At 70.7% G+C, this 18,775-nt stretch carries 15 protein-coding genes; 4 read left to right on the top strand and 11 right to left on the bottom strand.

Translation table 11 applies throughout. The annotated features are described in order from the left end of the window. Nucleotides 1–95: 95 nt before the first annotated feature. The gene (locus tag ACTJI8_RS19500; protein WP_440735096.1) at nucleotides 96–1,013 is read right to left on the bottom strand and encodes a 1,4-dihydroxy-2-naphthoyl-CoA synthase; all 918 of its coding nucleotides are present in this window, start codon (nucleotides 1,011–1,013) and stop codon (nucleotides 96–98) included. 86 nt (nucleotides 1,014–1,099) lie between these two features. On the opposite strand from ACTJI8_RS19500, the gene ACTJI8_RS19495 reads away from it, so the two are divergent. After that, nucleotides 1,100–2,113, top strand: coding sequence for an N-acetyltransferase family protein (locus ACTJI8_RS19495; RefSeq protein WP_440735095.1), 1,014 nt, complete (start codon nucleotides 1,100–1,102; stop codon nucleotides 2,111–2,113). A gap of 27 nt (nucleotides 2,114–2,140) precedes the next feature. Continuing rightward, nucleotides 2,141–3,124 carry an o-succinylbenzoate synthase gene (locus ACTJI8_RS19490; protein ID WP_440735094.1) on the top strand — a complete coding sequence of 328 codons (984 nt, stop codon included), beginning with the start codon at nucleotides 2,141–2,143 and terminating at the stop codon, nucleotides 3,122–3,124. Nucleotides 3,125–3,213: 89 nt separating this feature from the next. Here the strand turns inward: ACTJI8_RS19490 and ACTJI8_RS19485 are convergent, their stop codons facing one another. Beyond that, nucleotides 3,214–3,834, bottom strand: coding sequence for a TetR/AcrR family transcriptional regulator (locus ACTJI8_RS19485; protein WP_440735093.1), 621 nt, complete (start codon nucleotides 3,832–3,834; stop codon nucleotides 3,214–3,216). A gap of 138 nt (nucleotides 3,835–3,972) precedes the next feature. Here ACTJI8_RS19485 and ACTJI8_RS19480 point away from each other — a divergent pair, with 138 nt between their 5' ends. Together ACTJI8_RS19480 and ACTJI8_RS19475 are read left to right on the top strand one after the other, a co-directional pair. Further along, nucleotides 3,973–6,765, top strand: coding sequence for an MMPL family transporter (locus ACTJI8_RS19480; RefSeq protein ID WP_440735092.1), 2,793 nt, complete (start codon nucleotides 3,973–3,975; stop codon nucleotides 6,763–6,765). Beyond that, nucleotides 6,762–8,744, top strand: coding sequence for a YhgE/Pip domain-containing protein (locus ACTJI8_RS19475; RefSeq protein ID WP_440735091.1), 1,983 nt, complete (start codon nucleotides 6,762–6,764; stop codon nucleotides 8,742–8,744). The genes ACTJI8_RS19480 and ACTJI8_RS19475 overlap by 4 nt, the downstream gene beginning before the upstream one ends. A 66-nt stretch (nucleotides 8,745–8,810) precedes the next feature. Here ACTJI8_RS19475 and ACTJI8_RS19470 read toward each other — a convergent pair whose 3' ends face one another. From ACTJI8_RS19470 to ACTJI8_RS19430, 9 genes are all read right to left on the bottom strand, one after another. After that, nucleotides 8,811–9,932: an AI-2E family transporter gene (locus tag ACTJI8_RS19470; RefSeq protein ID WP_440735090.1), complete on the bottom strand. Its 1,122-nt coding sequence runs from the start codon at nucleotides 9,930–9,932 to the stop codon at nucleotides 8,811–8,813. Nucleotides 9,933–10,024: 92 nt separating this feature from the next. After that, nucleotides 10,025–10,321: a DUF2277 domain-containing protein gene (locus tag ACTJI8_RS19465; protein ID WP_233310275.1), complete on the bottom strand. Its 297-nt coding sequence runs from the start codon at nucleotides 10,319–10,321 to the stop codon at nucleotides 10,025–10,027. A 27-nt stretch (nucleotides 10,322–10,348) separates the two neighbouring features. Further along, entirely contained in the window at nucleotides 10,349–11,527 is a 1,179-nt protein-coding gene (locus ACTJI8_RS19460; protein ID WP_440735089.1) for an SLC13 family permease, read from the bottom strand. Nucleotides 11,528–11,552: 25 nt separating this feature from the next. Further along, nucleotides 11,553–12,548, bottom strand: coding sequence for a c-type cytochrome biogenesis protein CcsB (ccsB, locus tag ACTJI8_RS19455; protein ID WP_440735088.1), 996 nt, complete (start codon nucleotides 12,546–12,548; stop codon nucleotides 11,553–11,555). Between the two features lie 9 nt (nucleotides 12,549–12,557). Continuing rightward, nucleotides 12,558–14,444, bottom strand: coding sequence for a cytochrome c biogenesis protein ResB (gene resB, locus ACTJI8_RS19450; RefSeq protein ID WP_440735087.1), 1,887 nt, complete (start codon nucleotides 14,442–14,444; stop codon nucleotides 12,558–12,560). A gap of 117 nt (nucleotides 14,445–14,561) precedes the next feature. Continuing rightward, nucleotides 14,562–15,323 carry a cytochrome c biogenesis CcdA family protein gene (locus ACTJI8_RS19445; RefSeq protein WP_440735086.1) on the bottom strand — a complete coding sequence of 254 codons (762 nt, stop codon included), beginning with the start codon at nucleotides 15,321–15,323 and terminating at the stop codon, nucleotides 14,562–14,564. Between the two features lie 91 nt (nucleotides 15,324–15,414). Continuing rightward, nucleotides 15,415–16,035 (bottom strand): TlpA family protein disulfide reductase, encoded by a 621-nt coding sequence (locus ACTJI8_RS19440; protein WP_440735085.1) that lies wholly within the window; start codon nucleotides 16,033–16,035, stop codon nucleotides 15,415–15,417. A 152-nt stretch (nucleotides 16,036–16,187) separates the two neighbouring features. Further along, nucleotides 16,188–17,171, bottom strand: coding sequence for a 1,4-dihydroxy-2-naphthoate polyprenyltransferase (locus ACTJI8_RS19435; RefSeq protein ID WP_440735084.1), 984 nt, complete (start codon nucleotides 17,169–17,171; stop codon nucleotides 16,188–16,190). A gap of 40 nt (nucleotides 17,172–17,211) precedes the next feature. Further along, nucleotides 17,212–18,516 (bottom strand): aminotransferase class I/II-fold pyridoxal phosphate-dependent enzyme, encoded by a 1,305-nt coding sequence (locus ACTJI8_RS19430; protein WP_440735155.1) that lies wholly within the window; start codon nucleotides 18,514–18,516, stop codon nucleotides 17,212–17,214. Nucleotides 18,517–18,775: the final 259 nt, after the last annotated feature.

Below are 18,775 nucleotides of genomic sequence, written 5' to 3'. Positions count from 1 at the left end.
GCCGCCCGTTCCGCCCGGTTTCGAAGCGCGCAGATGATCCCATCCGCGGTGCGGATCGAGCCATTTGCGCGCTTCGAAACCCGAAGAGGCCATGTTCAGAAGTGCCAGGGGTACGGGGACCAGTCCGGCTCGCGCTTCTGGAGGAACGAGTCGCGGCCCTCGACCGCCTCGTCCGTGCCGTACGCCAGGCGGGTCGCCTCGCCCGCGAAGACCTGCTGCCCGACCAGCCCGTCGTCGACGGCGTTGAAGGCGAACTTCAGCATGCGGATCGCGGTGGGCGACTTGGTCAGGATCGTGCGCGCCATCGCGATCGCCTCGCGCTCGAGCTCGGCGTGCGGCACGACGCGGTTCACGGCGCCCGCCTGCATCGCGCGCTCGGCGGAGTACTCCTCGGCGAGGAAGAACACCTCCCGGGCGAACTTCTGCCCGGTCTGGCGTGCCATGTACGCGGATCCGTAGCCGGCGTCGAAGGATCCCACATCCGCATCGGTCTGCTTGAACCGGCCGTGCTCCGCGCTCGCGATCGTGAGGTCGCACACCACGTGCAGCGAGTGCCCACCGCCGGCCGCCCAGCCGGGCACGACCGCGATGACGACCTTCGGCATGAACCGGATCAGCCGCTGCACCTCGAGGATGTGCAGGCGACCCGCACGCGCCTGCGCCTCGGCGGGCACCGCCGCCTCGTCCTCGGAGTACTTGTAGCCGTCGCGACCGCGGATGCGCTGGTCGCCGCCGGAGCAGAACGCCCAGCCGCCGTCCTTCGGGCTCGGTCCGTTGCCGGTGAGCAGCACGACGCCGATGCGCGGATCCTGACGCGCCTCGTCCAGGGCGCGATACAGCTCGTCGACCGTGTGCGGGCGGAAGGCGTTGCGCACTTCGGGCCTGTCGAAGGCGATGCGGGCGATCCGCCCGTCGTTCGAGACGTGCGCCGTGATGTCGGTGTACTCCCCCGCGCCAGGAGCGAGGGTCCACTCAGCCGGATCGAACAGGTCGGAGACGAGCTTGTCAGTCACGGATCCAGCCTATTCCGGGTGCGAGCGGAGCGAAGTGCTCACGCGTTGCGAGCAGCTCGAGCGTCCGACCGGCATAGCGTGGAGGCATGACGATCGACATCCGGCCCGTCGACCCCTTCGACGTCGCGGCAGTGGACGCCTGGTGGGAGGTCTACGCCGCCGCCCTGCGCGCCGACCGCGGTGACGACGCCGTGCTGTGGTCGCTCGAGGAGACCCGTCAGGAGCTGCGACAGGCCTCCGCCGTGTTCGAACGGCAGGTGTTCCTCGCCCGGCTCGAAGACCGCGCCGTCGGCGCAGCCGGACTCGGGTTGCCACTCAAGGACAACACCCATCTCGCCGATGTCGCGGTGTACGTGGTGCCGGACGCGCGGAGGACCGGTGTCGGATCCACGCTTCTCGAGGAGATCGAGGCACGCGCGATCGCGCGCTCCCGACGGACCTTCCTGGCCGAGACGAGTTGGGCCGCCTCCGCGCCCGCCGACGGCACAGGGCATCCGGGCGTCGAGTTCGGCCGCCGGCACGGGTATGCGCTCGCGCTGGGCGACCGGGAGAGCGTGCTCGATCTGCCCGTGGCCCCGGAGCTGCTCGATCGCCTGGGCGCGGGAACCCCCGACGACGGCTACGTGCTGCGCAGCTGGACCGGCCCCGTGCCCGAGGACCTCGTCGCGGGGTGGGCCGCGCTCTCCAGCTCACTCGACACCGAAGCGCCCATGGGCGACCTCGACATCGAGGCCGGGACCCCCAGCGTGGCGGAGGTCCGCGAGAGCGAGGAGCTCGTGGCCGCGCAGGGCCGCACCTCATTCTGCGTCGTCGCGCTCAGCCCGGACGGTCAGGTCGCGGCCTACTCGCAGCTCGTGGTCTCCGGGGATGACAGTTCCGCGTACCAGTGGGGCACGCTCGTGCGCCGGGAGGACCGCGGCCACAGGCTCGGCATGCGGGTGAAGCTGGAGAACCTGCGCAGACTGCAGCAGGAGTTGCCGCGGACGCCGCGGGTCGTGACCTACAACGCCGAGTCGAACGAGCACATGCTGGCCGTCAACGTCGCCCTCGGATTCCGCCCTTCAGGGCGACTCGCGGAGCTGCAGAAGCGGATCGGCTGACGGCATGCGCGGGTGCATGATGGGGGCATGACCGACCTCCCCGCGCTCGCCGATATCCTCGATTCCGCGCGGGTGGTCGCGCTCCCGATGCGCACCAGGTTCCGCGGCGTGGACGTCCGCGAGGCGCTGCTGTTCGAGGGCCCGGAGGGCTGGGCCGAGTTCTCCCCCTTCACCGAGTACGGCGACGCCGAGGCGTCGACCTGGCTGGCGGCCGCGATCGCGGACGCCTGGCGCCCGCGGCCGGCCGCGGTGCGCGCCGAGATCCGTGTGAACGCGACGATCCCCGCCGTGCCGGCGGACCGGGTGCCCGACGTGCTCGCGCTGTTCGACGGCTGCCGCACGGCGAAGGTCAAGGTCGCCGAAGCGGGGCAGAGCCTCGCCGACGACGTCGCCCGAGTGCGTGCCGTGCGGGCGGAGATGGGGCCGGAGGGCAGGATCCGGATCGATGCGAACGCCGGCTGGAACGTCGACGAGGCCGAACGTGCGATCCATGCCCTTGCCCCGTTCGATCTGGAGTACGCCGAGCAGCCCTGCGCGACCGTCGAGGAGCTCGCCGAGCTGCGCGAGCGGATCCGCTACCTCGACATCCCGATCGCGGCGGACGAGAGCGTGCGCAAGGCGGAGGACCCGCTGGCGGTCGCCCGCGCGGGTGCGGCGGATCTGCTCGTCATCAAGGCCCAGCCGCTCGGCGGCATCGAGCGCGCGCTGCGGATCGTCGCCGACGCGGGGCTGCCCGTGGTCGTCTCGAGCGCGCTGGACACCGCGGTCGGCCTGTCGCTCGGCGCCGCCCTGGCTGCGGCTCTGCCCGTGCTCGACCACGACTGCGGCCTCGGCACCGCGTCGCTGTTCGCCGATGACGTCGCTGATGCCCGCCCGCACGGCGGGGTGGTGTCCGCAGCCCGAGTGACGCCGGATCCCGGCGCGCTGGCACGGCTGGAGGCACCGGCGGAGCGGCGGGAGTGGTGGCTCGATCGCGTGACCCGCTGCCATGCGCTGCTGACCGCCCGATAGGCGCGTTCCGGATCCGCTCGCTGGTCGCGAAATGCGGCTTCCGATGGCGGATGACCGCAGGATGCGCCCAGTGAGCGGAAGGCGAGCACTCAGCCGAGCAGCAGTGACACCATCCGGCCGAGTTCGACGCTGCCCGTGCGGCGGAGCTGGGCGTCGTCCTTGCCGGCCATCGCGCCGCGCACAGTCGTGCCCTCCCAGATGATCAGCAGCATGCGGGCGGCGACCTCGGAGTCGACCCGCAGGGAGATCGTGCCGGTCGCGGCGATGTCGTCGATGATCCGGGCGATGCCGGCGACCATCTCCTGCTCCTGCTTGAGATAGGCCTTACCCCAGGCGTGATCGCGCAGGGCGCGGAGGCGGATCTCGCTGAGCAGCATGACGCCGAGTCGGTCGTCCTTGCCCGAGTCCATCACCTGTTGCACAAGCGACGTCGCGTCGCAGTCCTGGGCGAGCGCCCCGGCTTCGTTCAGCTCGGTCACCCGCGCCCGCACGGCCGTCAGGCGCTCGGCCGACACGGTGCCGGCGAGTTCGAGGAACAGCTCGTCCTTCGACTCGAAGTTCGAGTAGAACGCCCCGCGCGTGAAGCCGGCGCGTTCGCACACGGCCTCGACGGTCGCACCGTCGAGGCCCTCTTCGGCGAACACCAGCGCCGCCGCCTCGAGCAGCCGCGCACGCGTGTTCTCCCGGCTCCTGGTCGCACTGCCGGTCATCCCGCACCTCCTGCGGACTCTGCGCCCGCGATTCACATCCCGCGCACAGAATATCCCGGCGCCGTCGTCCTACGATACAGAGACGTATCGAATACACCAGTGTATCGAACCCACCTGAACTCCCTCCGGAGGAAACCCGTGTCGACTCTCCTCTCCTCACTCGGCCGCTGGTCGTTCCGGCACCCCTGGCGCGTGCTCGTGGCCTGGCTGCTGGTGCTCGGCATCGCCGGCGGCGCGGCGCTCGCCCTCGGCAAGGGCACGGACAACGCGTTCACGATCCCCGGCACCGAGTCGCAGGCGGGCCTGGAGCAGCTCGAGCGCACGTTCCCGCAGGTGAGCGGCACGAGCGCGCAGTTCATCGTCGTGGCGGCGGACGGGGACCACGTCACCGATGCGGACTACAAGGATCCGATCGAGCAGACCGTGCGCGACCTCGGGAAGGTCGACGGCGTGCTCGCCGCCACGAGCCCTTACGACGAGCATGTGACCGGCATGGTGTCAGACGACCGCTCCGCCGCGATCGTCCGCCTCCAGTTCAACGGCCAGGCCTCAGACGTCTCCGCCGCGACGAAGGACACGCTGCGCACCGCGGTGAGCGATCTCGAGAAGGATCTGCCGCAGGGCGCGCACGCCGTGATCGGGGGCGACCTGTTCTCGATGTCGATCCCCGCGATCTCGATCACCGAGGGGATCGGCCTGGTGATCGCCCTGCTCGTGCTGATCGTGACGTTCCGCTCGTTCGTCGTGGCCGGCATGCCGCTGCTCACGGCCGTGCTGGGCGTGGGCGTCTCGATGGCCGCGATCTTCGCCGCCACGGCGTTCGCCTCGGTCTCCTCGACCACCCCGCTGCTCGCGCTCATGCTCGGGCTCGCCGTGGGCATCGACTATGCGCTGTTCATCATGGCGAGACACCAGGATCAGGTGCGCGCGGGAGTGGATCCCGAGGAGTCGGCGGCTCGCGCGACCGGCACGGCCGGATCCGCGGTGGTCTTCGCCGGCATCACCGTGCTGATCGCGCTCATCGGCCTCGGCTTCGCCGGGATCCCGTTCCTCACCACGATGGGCATCGCGGCGGCGGTCGCCGTGATGATCGCCGTGCTCATCGCCGTCACCCTGACGCCGGCCATCCTCGGCTTCCTCAAGGGCCGCGCGGCCGGCCGCCTCGCCAAGCCCCGCCGTGCCAAGAAGGGCGCGTCCGAGGCGGCGCCCCGTCGCCGGTTCTCCGAGCGCTGGGTGGGCGGCGTCACCCGGCACCCGGTGCTGGTCGCGCTCGCGATCGTCCTGGGACTGGGCGTCGTCGCCGTGCCCGCCGCGAACCTCGCACTCGCCCTGCCGAACTCGGGTGTGCAGCCGAAGGGATCCGAGGCGCGGGAGAACTACGACCTCACCGCGGAGCACTTCGGCCCCGGGTTCAACGGACCGCTCATCCTCACCGGCACCATCGTGACGTCGAAGGATCCTGTCGGCCTCATGAAAGATCTGGGCGATGCGGTCGCCAAGCTCCCCGGCGTCGCCGAGATCGCCCTGGCGACCCCGAACCAGACCGCCGACACCGGCATCGTCCAGGTCATCCCCACGACCGCGCCGGACGCTCCGGCCACCGCCGACCTCGTGCGCGAGCTGCGCTCGCACCATGACGAGTGGCTCAAGAAGTTCGGCATCGACGTGAAGGTGACGGGGTTCACCGCCGTCGCGATCGACATCTCCGACCAGCTCGGCGCCGCGCTGCTGCCGTTCGGCATCTTCGTGATCGGTCTGTCGCTGGTGCTGTTGACGATCGTGTTCCGCTCGATCTGGGTGCCCGTCACGGCGGCGCTCGGCTATCTGCTCTCGATCGTGGCCGCGTTCGGCGTGGTCTCCGCCGTCTTCGAATGGGGCTGGTTCGCCGACGCCCTGCACGTCGCCAGGGTCGGACCGATCATCAGCTTCATGCCGATCATCCTGATGGGCGTGCTGTTCGGCCTTGCCATGGATTACCAGGTCTTCCTCGTCTCCCGGATGCGCGAGGACTACGTGCACGATGCCGGCTCCCGCAGCGCCGACCGCGCCGAGCGCCGGGCCGCTGCACTGCGCTCGGTGCGCGGCGGCTTCGCCGGATCCGCGAAGGTCGTCACCGCGGCGGGACTCATCATGTTCGCCGTGTTCGTGGCCTTCGTGCCCGAGGGCGACTCCTCGCTCAAGCCCATCGCGCTCGGCCTCGCCGCCGGCATCGCGATCGACGCCTTCCTGGTGCGGATGACGCTGATCCCCGCGCTCATGGCGATCCTCGGCGAGCGCGCGTGGGAGATCCCCCCGTGGCTCGAGAAGGTCCTGCCGAGCGTCGACATCGAGGGCGAGGCCGTGGAGCGCGAGCGGCACCTGGCGGCCTGGCCGGGCGACGACTCGGTGATCGCCGCGGATGCTCTGACCGTGGCGGGCGCCGTGGAAGGACGGGATCTGCGCGTGCCCGCCGGATCCGCGCTCGTGCTGACCGGCGCCGACCAGGCCGTGCGTCGTGCGGTGGCGCTCGCGCTCACGGCGCGCGTGCCCTCCGGGGGACGCCTGCGTGTGGCGGGACACCTCCTGCCGGGGCGCGCCGCCTGGGTGCGTGCGCACGTCGGCTGCGTGATCGTGGACGGCCGGACGGGGGCGGATCCGCTGCGGGAGCTGCGCGAGGCCCTGCGCGGGCGCACCACGCTCGTCGTGATCGACGGCGCCGACCGCCTCACGCTCGCCCAGAGCGAGCAGGCCGTCGCGATGCTGCGCGACGCCGCGCGCCGCGGCACTCTCGCGGTGGTCACCACGGCCGCCGACGCCTCCGCCGCCGTCCGGCTGCTGGCCGACGCCGGCTGGGCCGCCCCGCAGACGCATGACCTCGACCATCCACAGGTCCGACCAGAACCGCTCGCCCCCGACGCGCCCACCACCGACCTCGACGAGGTGACCGCATGACCAATCGCCTGTCCGCGCTGATCGAACGCGCCCGTTCGCACAAGCCGATCACCGCCCTCACCCTCATCGGCGTGCTGCTGCTGCCGGCCGTCCTCGGCGGCGTGCTCGTGGCCGCCCTGCAGGACCCCACGCAGCGCCTCGACACGATGACCGCCGCGATCGTGAACGACGACGAGCCGGTGACCGTGAACGGTCAGCTCGCCCCGCTCGGGCGCCAGCTCTCCGCCGGCCTCGTCGACGGCACCGGGAAGAAGGATGAGAACCTCACCTGGGTCATCTCGAACGAGAAGGACGCTGCCGCGGGCCTCAAGGACGGCACGTACCAGGCCGTCGTGCGTATTCCGAAGGACTTCTCCGCCGCCGCGATCTCGGGCGGCAGTGCCGTGCAGGATCCGGCGAAGTCCGCCGAGAAGGCGACGATCTCGGTGACGACCGCTCCGCAGGCTCGCGCCGCGGACGGCCTCATCGCCAACCAGATCGCCGCGACCGCCGCGTCGACCATGGGCGCCGAGATCTCCAAGAACACGCTGCAGAACGTGCTCGTCGGGTTCGGCACGCTCGGCGACAAGATCGGCGAGGCGGCGGACGGCGCCGACAAGCTCGCCGCGGGCGCCTCCTCCGCCGCGACCGGGGCGGCGGCGCTCCCGGACGGCGCGACCAAACTCGCCGACGGTGCGGGCCAGCTCGCCGACGGCGCCTCGCAGCTCTCGAACGGCCTCGGCACGATCGCCTCGGGGATCACGTCGGCGCAGACCGGAGCGAACCAGGCCGGCGCGGGACTCGCACAGGGTGCGGATGCGCTGCAGGCGCAGGGGCTCGTTCCGGCGGAACTCTTCGCCGGAACGAACGGCACCAAGCAGGCGACAGCAGGCGTGAGCCAGGGCGTCAGCGGCCTGGTCGACGGCCTCGCGACATTGAGCTCGACGTGCGACGCTAAGGCGCAACCCGATTTCTGCGCCACGCTCGCGGGGACCGTCGCGGACGCCCAGAAGAAGCTTGTGCCCGGCGCAGCACAGGCTGCGGACGCCGCCTCTGGAACCGCCGCAGGCCTTTACCAGTTCAACACCGCAGCCACTTCGACCATCGCCGACCAGTTCCGCGCCGCGGCCGATGGCGTCAACCAGCTCTCCGCCGGGCTCGGCCAGCTCGCCGACGGCACGTCCCAGAGCGCGACGGGCGCGGAGGGGCTCGCCACGGGCGCCACCGGGCTGCAGTCCGGTGCGACCCAGCTCGCCGACGGCGCATCCCAGCTCAGCACCGGCATCGGCTCGCTCGCGACCGGCACATCCGGCCTCGCGTCGGGCCTGCACCAGGCGGCCGACTCATTGCCGAAGCGCACCGACTCCGAGGCATCGTCGCTCGCCGAGGTCGTGGCGAACCCGGTGACGGCCGATACCTCGGGCGGGTTGTTCGGTCCCACCGCGATCCCGCTGCTCGCGGCGGTCGTGCTGTGGTTCGGCGGCCTCGTGACGTTCCTCGTGATGCGGGCGTTCACCGCGGGAGCCCTCACCTCCCGCCGCGCCTCGGGCTCGCTCGCGCTGCGCGCGTTCGCTCCGGCCGCCGCGATCGGCGCCGGACAGGGCCTGCTGGTCGCCCTCGTGGTCGAGATCGTCGCGACGTACGACCCGTCGCGGTGGTGGGGCTTCGCGGGCGTCGCCGTGCTCGCCGGGATCGCCTTCGCCGCCGTGAACCAGGCGCTAGTCGCCGTACTCGGCGGCATCGGCCGCTGGATCTCCGCGGTCATGGGCGTGGCCGCGCTCGGCGCGGGCATCATCTCGACGCTGCCCGGGTGGCTCGCGACGATCGCCGGGTTCCTGCCCACCTCGTCCGCGGCGACCGCGCTGCTGGGCGAGGACGGCATCGGATCCGCGATCGCGGCGCTGCTGGTCTGGGCCGCGCTCGCACTGATCGCGACGACGTTGGCCGTGGCGGCGCGGCGCACGACCTCGGTCCGCGCGATACTGGCTCCGGCGATCTGAGCTTGGAAGCGGCAGGCGCGACCCCACCTCCCCCGGGGCCGCGCCTGTCTTCGCATCGTCAGGCGCTCACGCCGTGCGCGCGTCCTCCGGAGCGACGACCTTGGCATCCTGCGCGGGGAAGAGCACCTTCTGGATGATGATGATCGCGCTCGCGGCGACCGGGATCGCGACCAGCGCACCGAGGATCCCGCCGAGTGCGCCGCCGCCGACGGCGGCGATCACGACGAGCGCACCGGGAACGGCCACCGCCTTACTCATGATGCGCGGGCTGATGACGTAGGCCTCGATCTGCATGTAGACGAGGTAGTACGCGAACGCGATCAGCGCCGTCACCGGCGAGACGAACAGGCAGATGAGCGAGATGATGATGGATCCGGACAGGGTCCCCACCAGCGGGATCAGCGAGCCGATGAACGCGATCAGGGCGAGCAGAGCCGGCAGTGGCGCCCCGATGATCGTGAGGAAGAACAGGCTCAGCACGCCGTTGATGAGCGCCAGGCTCGCCTGACCGATCACGTAACGACCGACCGCGCCCGAGACGTCCTCGACGATCTCCGTGAACCGCGGGCGCCGGTAGGCGGGCACGAACCGGGCAGCGGTGCGCTTCATCGTGCGCAGCGATCCCATGAAATAGAGCGTCAGGATCAGCACGATCGTGAAGCCGGTGAAGCCGCCCGCGATGCCGGCGCCGACCGCGAGCACTCCGCCGCCGATCTTGGTGATGTTGCCAGGATCCTTGAAGAACTTCGCGATCCCGTCCACGGCCTGACTGAACGAGTCGCCGTACTGCGCGGCGAGCTGCCGGTACCAGTCGCTGCGCAGCATGTCATCGATCATCTTCGGTCCGGTCTCGACGAGGTGGGCGATCTGCTGCACCACGATCGGAACGATCGCCAGCAGGATGCCGGCGAAGGCCAGCACCACGACGATGACCACGATCGCCACTGCCGCTCCGCGCGGCAGCTTCCGTTCGATCACTCGCACGATCGGGTCGAGCCCCAGGGCGAGGAACAGTGCGATCCCGATGTACACGAGCACCGTCGACAGCTGCCCCACGATCGCGCCGATCAGCAGCGCGACCAGAACGCCGAGCGCGCCGACGAGGCCGAACGTGAACGGCTCGATCCGCACTCCGCCGGCCGCCGGGCCGGGCTCCCCCGTGATGATCGTCACCTGACGTCTGCGCATGATGCCCCCTCTTGCACTGTCGTGCTTCTCATCGAGCGTACGGTGCCGGATGCCCGGCCGCGAAAGGCCCCGCCCGAGGCGACGCCGATCCTTTAAGCGCTCGCGGTGCGGATCCTGACCTCGCGCTCCATCCGCTTCTCGTGCCGCTGGCGCCCCTTGATCGCCTCGGCCTCGCGTGTCTTGGGCGGGGCGTTCGTGACGAGCTGGTCGAGCATGCGCCGGGTCGCGAGCGCGATCTCGTCGATCGCCTGCTCGAAGGCAGGGGTGTTCGCGCGCGACGGATGCGTGGATCCGCTCACCTTGCGGACGAACTGGAGCGCGGCCTCGCGCACCTCGTCATCGTTCGTCGGCGGCTCGAAGTTGTGGAGGCATCGAATGTTGCGGCACATGCCGCGACGATAACCCTGATTCGCGATTCAGGAAACGGCGGCGAGCGCGAGCACGGCCGCGCCCACCGTGGCAACTGCGGCGACGAGACCCCACAGGGCGAAGCGCCCCCACGAGATCGACACCCCGAGCGCGGAGACGCGGTGGTGCCACAGCAGGATCGCCAGCGAGGCCCAGGGCGTCACCAGAGGGCCGAGGTTGACGCCGATGAGCAGCGCCATCAGCGCGACCGGGTCATGCCCGGCGATCGGCTCGAGCACGAGGTAGGCGGGAAGGTTGTCGATGCCGTTCGCCGCGAGTGCGCCGATGCCCGCCACGCGCAGCAGCTCGAGCAGACCGTGCCCGCTCGCGGCGAGCGGTGAGAGCAGCGCCGCGAGCCCGCGCACGTGAGCGGCCTCGACGATCACGAACAGCGCGGCGGCGAGCCCCAGCGCCTGCCACGGCACCAGAGAGAGACGCAGGGCGCGGCGCCGGCGGACCGCGAACAGCACGATCAGGATCACGGCGGCGGCCGAGGCCGGGATCCACACATCCCGCACGAGCGCGAGCAGCGGCAGCAGGGCGACGAGCACCACGGCCGAGACGACGAACAGCACCCGGTCGGCGGGCTCAGCCCGCACGGGCGCCGAGTACCGCCCGAAGAGCGTGCGCCGGTGCGCGAGGGTGAGGATCACGACCGGCACCAGCACGCCGGCGAGCGCGGGTGCCCAGCTCAGCGCGAGGAAGGCGAGCGGATCCGAGCCCATGGTCGGCGCGGCGAGCAGGTTCGTCAGGTTCGACACCGGCAGCAGCAGCGAGGCCGTGTTGGCGAGCCAGACCGTCGCGAGCGCGAACGGCATTGGCGAGACGCCCACGCCCTGCGCGAGGAGCACGACGACGGGTGTGACGATCACCGCGGTCGTGTCGAGAGAGAGGAAGATCGTGCTGATCACCGCGAGCAGGATCACAGCGCCCCAGAGCGCGATCACCCGGCCGCGCCCCCATCGGGCCAGGTGCTGCGCGATCACGTCGAACACGGCGGCATCACGCGCGAGCTCGGCGACGATCGTGATCGCGATCACGAAGCCGAGCACCGGAGCCGTGCGCCCGGCCAGCGAGCCCGCGTCCGCGAGAGGCAGGAGTCCGCTGACGACGACTCCCGTGGCGATCAGGGCCAGGGCGATGACGGCCAGCGCGCCGGGCCGCAGCCAGGCCCGCCGCGTGGTCACCGCAGGGCCCCCTGGGACGACGCGCTCAGCTCAGGCCCGAGTAGACGTGCAGGCCCTTGAAGAACAGGTTCACGATGGTGAAGTTGAACAGCACCGCGGCGAAGCCGACGATCGACAGCCACGCCGAGCGGGATCCGCGCCAGCCCCGCGTCGCGCGGGCGTGGATGTAGCCCGCGTAGAGCACCCAGATGATGAAGGTCCAGGTCTCCTTGGTGTCGAAGCCCCAGTAGCGGCCCCAGGCGTCGTTGGCCCAGATGGATCCGGCGATGAGGGTGAACGTCCAGAAGATGAAGCCCACGGTTGCGAACCGGTATGCGAGGCCCTCCAGCCGTTCCGAGGAGGGCAGGGTCGCGAGGAAGCGCGGCCCCGCCTTCGGCGCGTCCGCGAGGATCTTCGCCTCGCGGCGCGCCTGCATGAGCTGGAACACGCTGAGCGCGAAGGCGAGCGCGAAGAACGCGGTGCCCAGCGACGCCACGAACACGTGGATCACCAGCCACACGCTCTTCAGCGGATCCGCGAGCGGCACGACCTCGACATAGAAGCCGGTCGCGGCGCCGCCGAGCAGCACGACGACCAGGCCCACGATGAAGGTGCCGAGGTACTTCAGGTCGAACCAGATGTTCACCCCGACGTACACCGCGATGATCAGCAGCGTCCCCGTCATGGAGAACTCGTACATGTTCGACCACGGCACCCGGCCTGCGGCGATGCCGCGCAGCACCACGCCGGCGAGGTGGAACAGGAATCCGAGCGTGGTCAGCGCCGTGCCGATCCGCGCCATGACGAAGCGCTGCGGGGCGGTCGGCCCTGCTCCCGCCCCGGCGGAGCCCGCGGTGCGTGCCGGTGAGGACGCCGATGCGCCCACCGTCGCCCCGACCAGTTCACGCTCCGGCACGACGGCCTTGGCGTCGGCGGCGAGCTGCGAGCGCTTGGCGAGGTCGAACGCGTAGGCGATGAACGCGGCGGCGTAGATCGCCACCGCCGTCCAAATCGTCAGGATCGACAGGGAGTCGAAGTTCATGCTGTCAGCCTACTTCCGCGGATTTCCGCTGTCATCGGGCTCTGGTTCGTCGAGGGTGGCGGCGTCGGGAACGTCCGCTGCAGCCGGATCCGTACCGGGAACCGGATCCGCATCAGGAATCGGCCCCTCCTCGGGAACCGCTGCGGTCATGCCGTCGGCGTCGAGCAGGCGCACGTGTCCGTCGCGCAGGTCCTCGACGGCGGCGGCGAGGGTCGGATCCTCACCGCGCGCGAGGCCCGCGTACTCCAGGCGCACCGTCTCCGCACCATCCGGCCCGTCGACCACCACCGCCTTGACCCACATGCGGCGGCGCGGCACGAACAGCGCCAGCACGAGTCCGACCAGTGCGAGCGCGGCGAACACCAGCACCCACTGCTCGGAGGGGTCGTGGTGGATCTGCAGCGAGACGTAGCGCTTGACGGACTGCGTGTAGTCCTTCGCGTCCTTGGGGGCCTCGTTGTCGAACGTGATGGTGCCCATACCGTTCGGCAGCGCGGTGGTCTCGCCCGGGGCGAGCTCGATCGACTTCACCCCGGTCTTGCCGCCGGTGAGCTGCGTCATCGAGCCCGTGTCCAGCACGTACACCGAGCGCGGAGTCCCGTCGTCGATGCCGAGGTCGCCGGCGAACACGTTCAGCGTCAGCGTGGGGTTCACCAGGGCCGGGTAGACCGAGGTGAGCGCGCCGGAGGTCAGCTTCGCCGAGGTCGGGTAGAAGAAGCCCTGCAGGCCGAGCTGCTGGGGCAGACCATCGGCGACCTTGACGATGCCGATCGACATCATCGTGCTGTTGTTCTGCGGCAGGAACGGCACGGAGTCGTGGAAGACGACGTCGCCCTTGGCGTTGTGCACCGTGATGGTCGGGGCGTAGCCGTTGCCGAGCAGGTAGACCCGGTCTCCCGCGATGCCGAGCGGGTGGTTCACCTTCACCTCGGCCTTGTGCGGATCCTGTCCGGGCTCGGAGACGGTGACGTTCGCGGCGAAGTTCCCGGCCTGGCCCGAGGACGACTTGCCCTGCTCGAAGGGCTGGTAGGTGACGTCGAAGGAGTCCAGCGTCATCCGGTAGGGCGCGAGCGCATCGTCGGAGACGAAGCGGCCGCGGTTCATCGACGAGTAGTCCAGCAGCGTGTTCACGAAGCTGGTGCCCTGCACGACCACGCGCTGGCCGGTGTAGGCGAAGCTGCCGCCGACGCCGACCGAGACCAGCACCCCGAGCAGGGCGAGATGGAACAGCAGGTTGCCGGTCTCGCGGGCGTACCCGCGCTCGGCCGACACCGAGAAGCCGCGCTTGTCGTCGTAGCGCTCCACGCGGTAGCGCAGGGCGCGCAGCTGCTTCTCCGCGATCGCGATGCTCTGCTCGGCCGCGGCCCGCGCCTGTGCTGAGCCTGTCGAAGCATCGCCGGCGACCGCGCGCTCGAGGACGCGGTGATCGTCGAGGCGGGCCAGCCGAACGGGGGTGCGCGGCGGGCGCGCGCGCAGCGCCTTGAGGTGGTGCTTGATGCGCGGGATCACGCAGCCGACCAGCGACAGGAACAGCAGCAGGTAGATGGCCGAGAACCATGCCGACAGGTAGACGTCGAACAGCTGCATGCCGTCCAGGATCGGGAACAGATCCGGATGATCGGCCTTCCACTGCGTGACGCCGTTCGGATCCGCCATCCGCTGCGGGAAGATCGAGCCCGGGATCGCGGCGATCGCGAGGATCAGCAGCAGCACGAGCGCGGTGCGCATGCTGGTCAGCTGCCGCCAGCCCCAGCGCAGCCAGCCGACGACGTTCAGCTTCGGGGAGTCGACGCCGTCGCCACGGGAATCGCCATCGCCGTCGATGTGGTCGCTCGGGCGCAGCGGGTCGGTCGAACGATCGGCGCCCGCGTCCTTCTTCGAGCTGTCCTTGTTCATTCCCGGTCCCTGCGGTTTGGTTCCTGAGCCTGTCGAAGGGCTCGAACGGTCGTGGTGACGGACGCCTCGGCACGGTCGCGCGGTTGCTGAACCTGTCGACGCACGGTCGACGAGGAGTCAGAGCGGGAGTTCGACACTGCCGACCACCGCCCCGATGCTCGACATGATCGCCTTCCAGACGCCGGTCACCATCAGCAGTCCCAGCACGATGAGCAGTGCGCCTCCGACGATGTTGACGACGCGCACGTGGCGGCGCAGGAACGAGAGCGAGCGCGTGGCCCAGCCGAAGCCCAGCGCGACGAGCAGGAACGGGATCCCGAGGCCCAGCGAGTACGCGACGCCCAGCCACACCGCGCGGCTCACATCGCCGACGTTGACCGACAGCGCGACGATCGCCGAGAGCGTCGGGCTCAGGCACGGGCTCCAGCCGATGCCCAGCGCGATGCCGAGCAGCGGGGCGCCGATGAGACCCGCACGGCCGGACACGTTCATCCGCACGGTGCGCTGGGCGAAGCCGAACACGCCGATGAAGACGAGGCCCATGACGATGATGACCGCGCCGAGGATGCGGGTGATCAGGTCGCCCCAGCGCAACAGGAATACTCCCGCCGTGCCGCCGACGACCGCCATGAGGATGAAGACCACCGTGAAGCCGAGGATGAACAGCAGCACCCCGAGCACCATCTGGCGACGCGTGGGCGCCTTCGTGGTTCCGTCCTGCTGGGGCGCGGATCCGCCGACCGCACCGCCGACGAACCCGAGGTAGCCGGGCACGAGCGGCAGCACGCAGGGCGAGAGGAAGGACAGGAGCCCTGCGAGCATGGCGACCGGAAGGGCCGCCCAGAGGGCGCCGGATCCGACGATCGCGTCGATGTTCACGCCCGCGACCTCCGCGGGGCGGGAGTCGCCGGGACGGAAGCCGCCGGCATCGGCCTCACCGGGACGACAGACGTGCGAGGTGCGCGCACGCTCATGCCTTCTCGTCCAGTGCGTCCTGGACGAGCGTCTCCAGGATCGAGGCGGATCCGATCGGGCCGATCACGCGCGCCGCGACGCGGCCCTGCTTGTCGAGCACGAGCGTGGTGGGCGTCGCCTGGATCGAGGTGACCTCGGCGAAGGCGAGCTTCGCGTCGCCCGTGTTCACATCGATGATGCTCGGGTAGGTGACGCCGTACTTGTCGTTGAACGCCGTGGCAGTGCCGGCCTGGTCGTAGGTGTTCACGCCGACGAACGAGACGCCCTTGCCGTCGAACTTCTGCCAGACCGACTGGAGGTCGTTCGCCTCGACGCGGCACGGGCCGCACGCGGCGTACCAGAAGTTCACGACCGTGACATCGCCCGCGATCTCGGTGCTGCTGAACTTCTTACCGCTCTCGAGAGTGCCCGCGAACGCGACCGGCTTGCTGCGGTCGGCCGGCTTGATCTCCTCGACGCGCATGCCGTCGGAGCCGATGTAGCCCTTGTTGTCGCCGTTGCGGTACTGATCGGCCACGGGATCGCTCGAGCAGGCCGCGAGACCGGCCGCGAGCGCGACGCCGAGGACGGCAGCCGTGGTCCGGACAAGGCGCGAACGTCGGGATGAGCGTGCCACCGATCGGTCTCCGAGAGCGGCATCACCGAGTGAGCCGGTGGGCGCGGACGGGCGCGACGAACTCAGAGGCATGCTCCGAATCCTACGAAAAGACCCTATGCACACGGTGGGCGGGCGCCGGACGGCGCTCACCCGAGCGGATCCGGATCCGCTCATACGGTGGGCGAGATGAACGCCCAGAACAGCGCTCCGGCATAGGCGAGCGTGCCGAGCGAGGTGAGCGCCAGGGCCACCACGAGCTCCCTGGGCTCCCGGTACGCCCAGACGATCACGAGCGCCGGCAGGAACGCCAGCAGCGCCAGCAGCCCGACCCAGGCGACCGGGTAGAACAGGGCGAGCAGCACGAGGGCCAGGAACGGCAGGATCACGAACAGCGTGTACACGACCTGCGTGGCCCGCTTGCCGATCAGGACGGTCAGCGTGCGCTTTCCGACCACGCGGTCCTGGTCGATGTCGCGCAGGTTGTTGGCCAGCAGCACCGCGCACGCGAAGAGCCCCACCGCGACGGCCCCGATCCAGGCCTCCTGCGGCAGCTTCAGCGACTGCACCCAAGTCGTGCCCAGCGTCGCCACCAGCCCGAAGAACACGAAGACGAAGACCTCGCCGAGCGCGTTGTAGCCGTAGGGGCGCTTGCCGCCGGTGTAGAACCAGGCGGCGACGATGCACACCGCGCCGACCGCGATCAGCCACCACTGCTGGGTGCGGATCGTGATGCCGAGGCCCGCGATCGCCGCGAGCGCGAAGAACGCGAGCCCGGTGTACAGCACGCTCTTGGCGCTCACCCGGCCCGAGGCGGTGAGGCGTGCGGGGCCGACCCGGTGCGCGTCGGTCCCGCGCACGCCGTCGCTGTAGTCGTTCGTGAAGTTCACGCCGATCTGCAGGCACACGGCGACCGCAAGGCACGCGAGCGCGATCACCCAGTGGAACTGCGGATCCCCCAGCCGCGCGGCCCCCGTGCCGACCAGCACCGGAGCGATCGCCAGGGGCAGGGTGCGCGGACGGGCGGCGCCGATCCAGTCGCCCAGGGTGACCGGCGGCAGCTGCTCGACCGGGCGCTTCGCGGGGTTGCCGGAGCGGGCGCGCGTCACGGGGCGAGCGGACGCGGGTGCGGTCTTCTTGGTCTTGCGGTTAGCCACGCAGGAATCCTAGCGGCGGCGGTTATGGCGCCCGGAGCCCTCAGCGCCGACGCGCGTCGGCGATCGCGGCCTGCAGGTCGTCGGCGAGGGTGCGCAGCTCGGCGTCGCCGAGGGTGTGCGCGGTGAGCCGGATCTGCGGCGAGGCCTCGTCCGGCTCGAGCAGGAATCCGCCGCCTGTGCGCACCAGCCAGCCGCGGCGCATCATCGCCTCGGAGACGGCGCGGCCGTCGACGCCGCACTCCACCCAGACGTTCAGACCGTCGTCCCCGCGCACCGTGATGCCGCGCTCACGCAGCAGCGCGCGCAGGGCATCGCCGCGCTCGGCGTAGTGCGCTCCGGCGCGCTCGAGCGCTGCCGGTGTGTCCGGATGATCGAGCATGCCGACGGCGACCCGCTGCAGAATCCGGCTCACCCAGGTCTTGCCGGGCGAGAGCCGAGTGCGCAGTTGAGCCGCAGTGTCCGGATCCGACGCGAGCAGCGCGAGGCGCAGATCCGGACCGAGGAACTTCGACATCGACCGCACCAGCGCCCAGCGCGGATGCCCCTCGGGGATCACGGAGTGGTACGGCCGTCGCGAGAGAAGGGAGTAGTGATCGTCCTCGATGATGAGCACGTGCGGCGCCTCCGCGAACACCGCGCGGAGCTCGGCCGCCCTCTCCGAGCTCAGGCTGATGCCCGTGGGGTTGTGCGCCCGAGGCGTGCACACCACGGTGCGGGCGCCCGCGTCGATCGCCGCTTGCAGCCCGGCGACCGTGATGCCTTCCTCGTCGAGGGGGATGCCGACAGGGCGGTACCCGCCGAGTCGGACCACGTTGATGCTGGACAGGAAGCACGGATCCTCGAGTCCGACCACATCGCCATGGGCGAGCGATGCCACGAGGAGGCGCTCCAGCGCGTCGACCGCGCCCGAGGTCACGGACAGTTCCGCGCCGCGCGGCTGCGCCTCCGCCAGCCACCGCGTCGCCCAGGTGCGCAGCCCCTCGTCGATGAGCGCGTCGCCGTAGAGCGCCGGCGTGCGCAGGTCGACCTCGGCGAGCACCGGAAGGGGCAGCAGATCGGGATCCGGGTTGCCGCTGCCGAGGTCGCGCAGCACGGTCTCCGCTGCGAAGCCCTCCTCCTCCGTGCGCACGGGCCCCGCGACCACGGTGCCACCGCGACCGCGGCTCTCCACGGCACCGGCCCGGGCGAGCGCACGGTAGGCGGCGGCGACCGTGTTGCGGTTCACTCCGAGGCGGTCGGCGAGGGCGCGCACGGTGGGCAGCCCCTCCCCCACGGCGAGCACGCCGGATCCGATCTGGGCGCGGATCGAGTCGGCGATCTCATGCGCCGTGCTGCCCTGGATCATCGGTTCCGCCACGGACCAAGCCTAGGGTGAGTCCCTGCAGCGGAGGCGGCGGTGGATCGATAGCCGCGTCGCGATCGTCGAAGGCCACGCCTTGAGCATCGTTCGCGAGATGCTCAGGGCGCTCGGACCCCAGGATGTGACCATCGGATTCCGTGACCCGTTTGTGATCTTTTCTGGATCTGATCTGGCTCTTTTCGAGTCGGTAATGTCGGTGGCCCCGGGTTGAATGGGGGTATGACGAGCTCGACCAGCACGGTTC

The sequence above is a fragment of the Microbacterium sp. 22303 genome (assembly GCF_052045265.1).
Taxonomy (GTDB): domain Bacteria; phylum Actinomycetota; class Actinomycetes; order Actinomycetales; family Microbacteriaceae; genus Microbacterium.
Note: the sequence above shows the minus strand (reverse complement) of the source record. Positions and strands in the feature narration are given on the sequence as shown.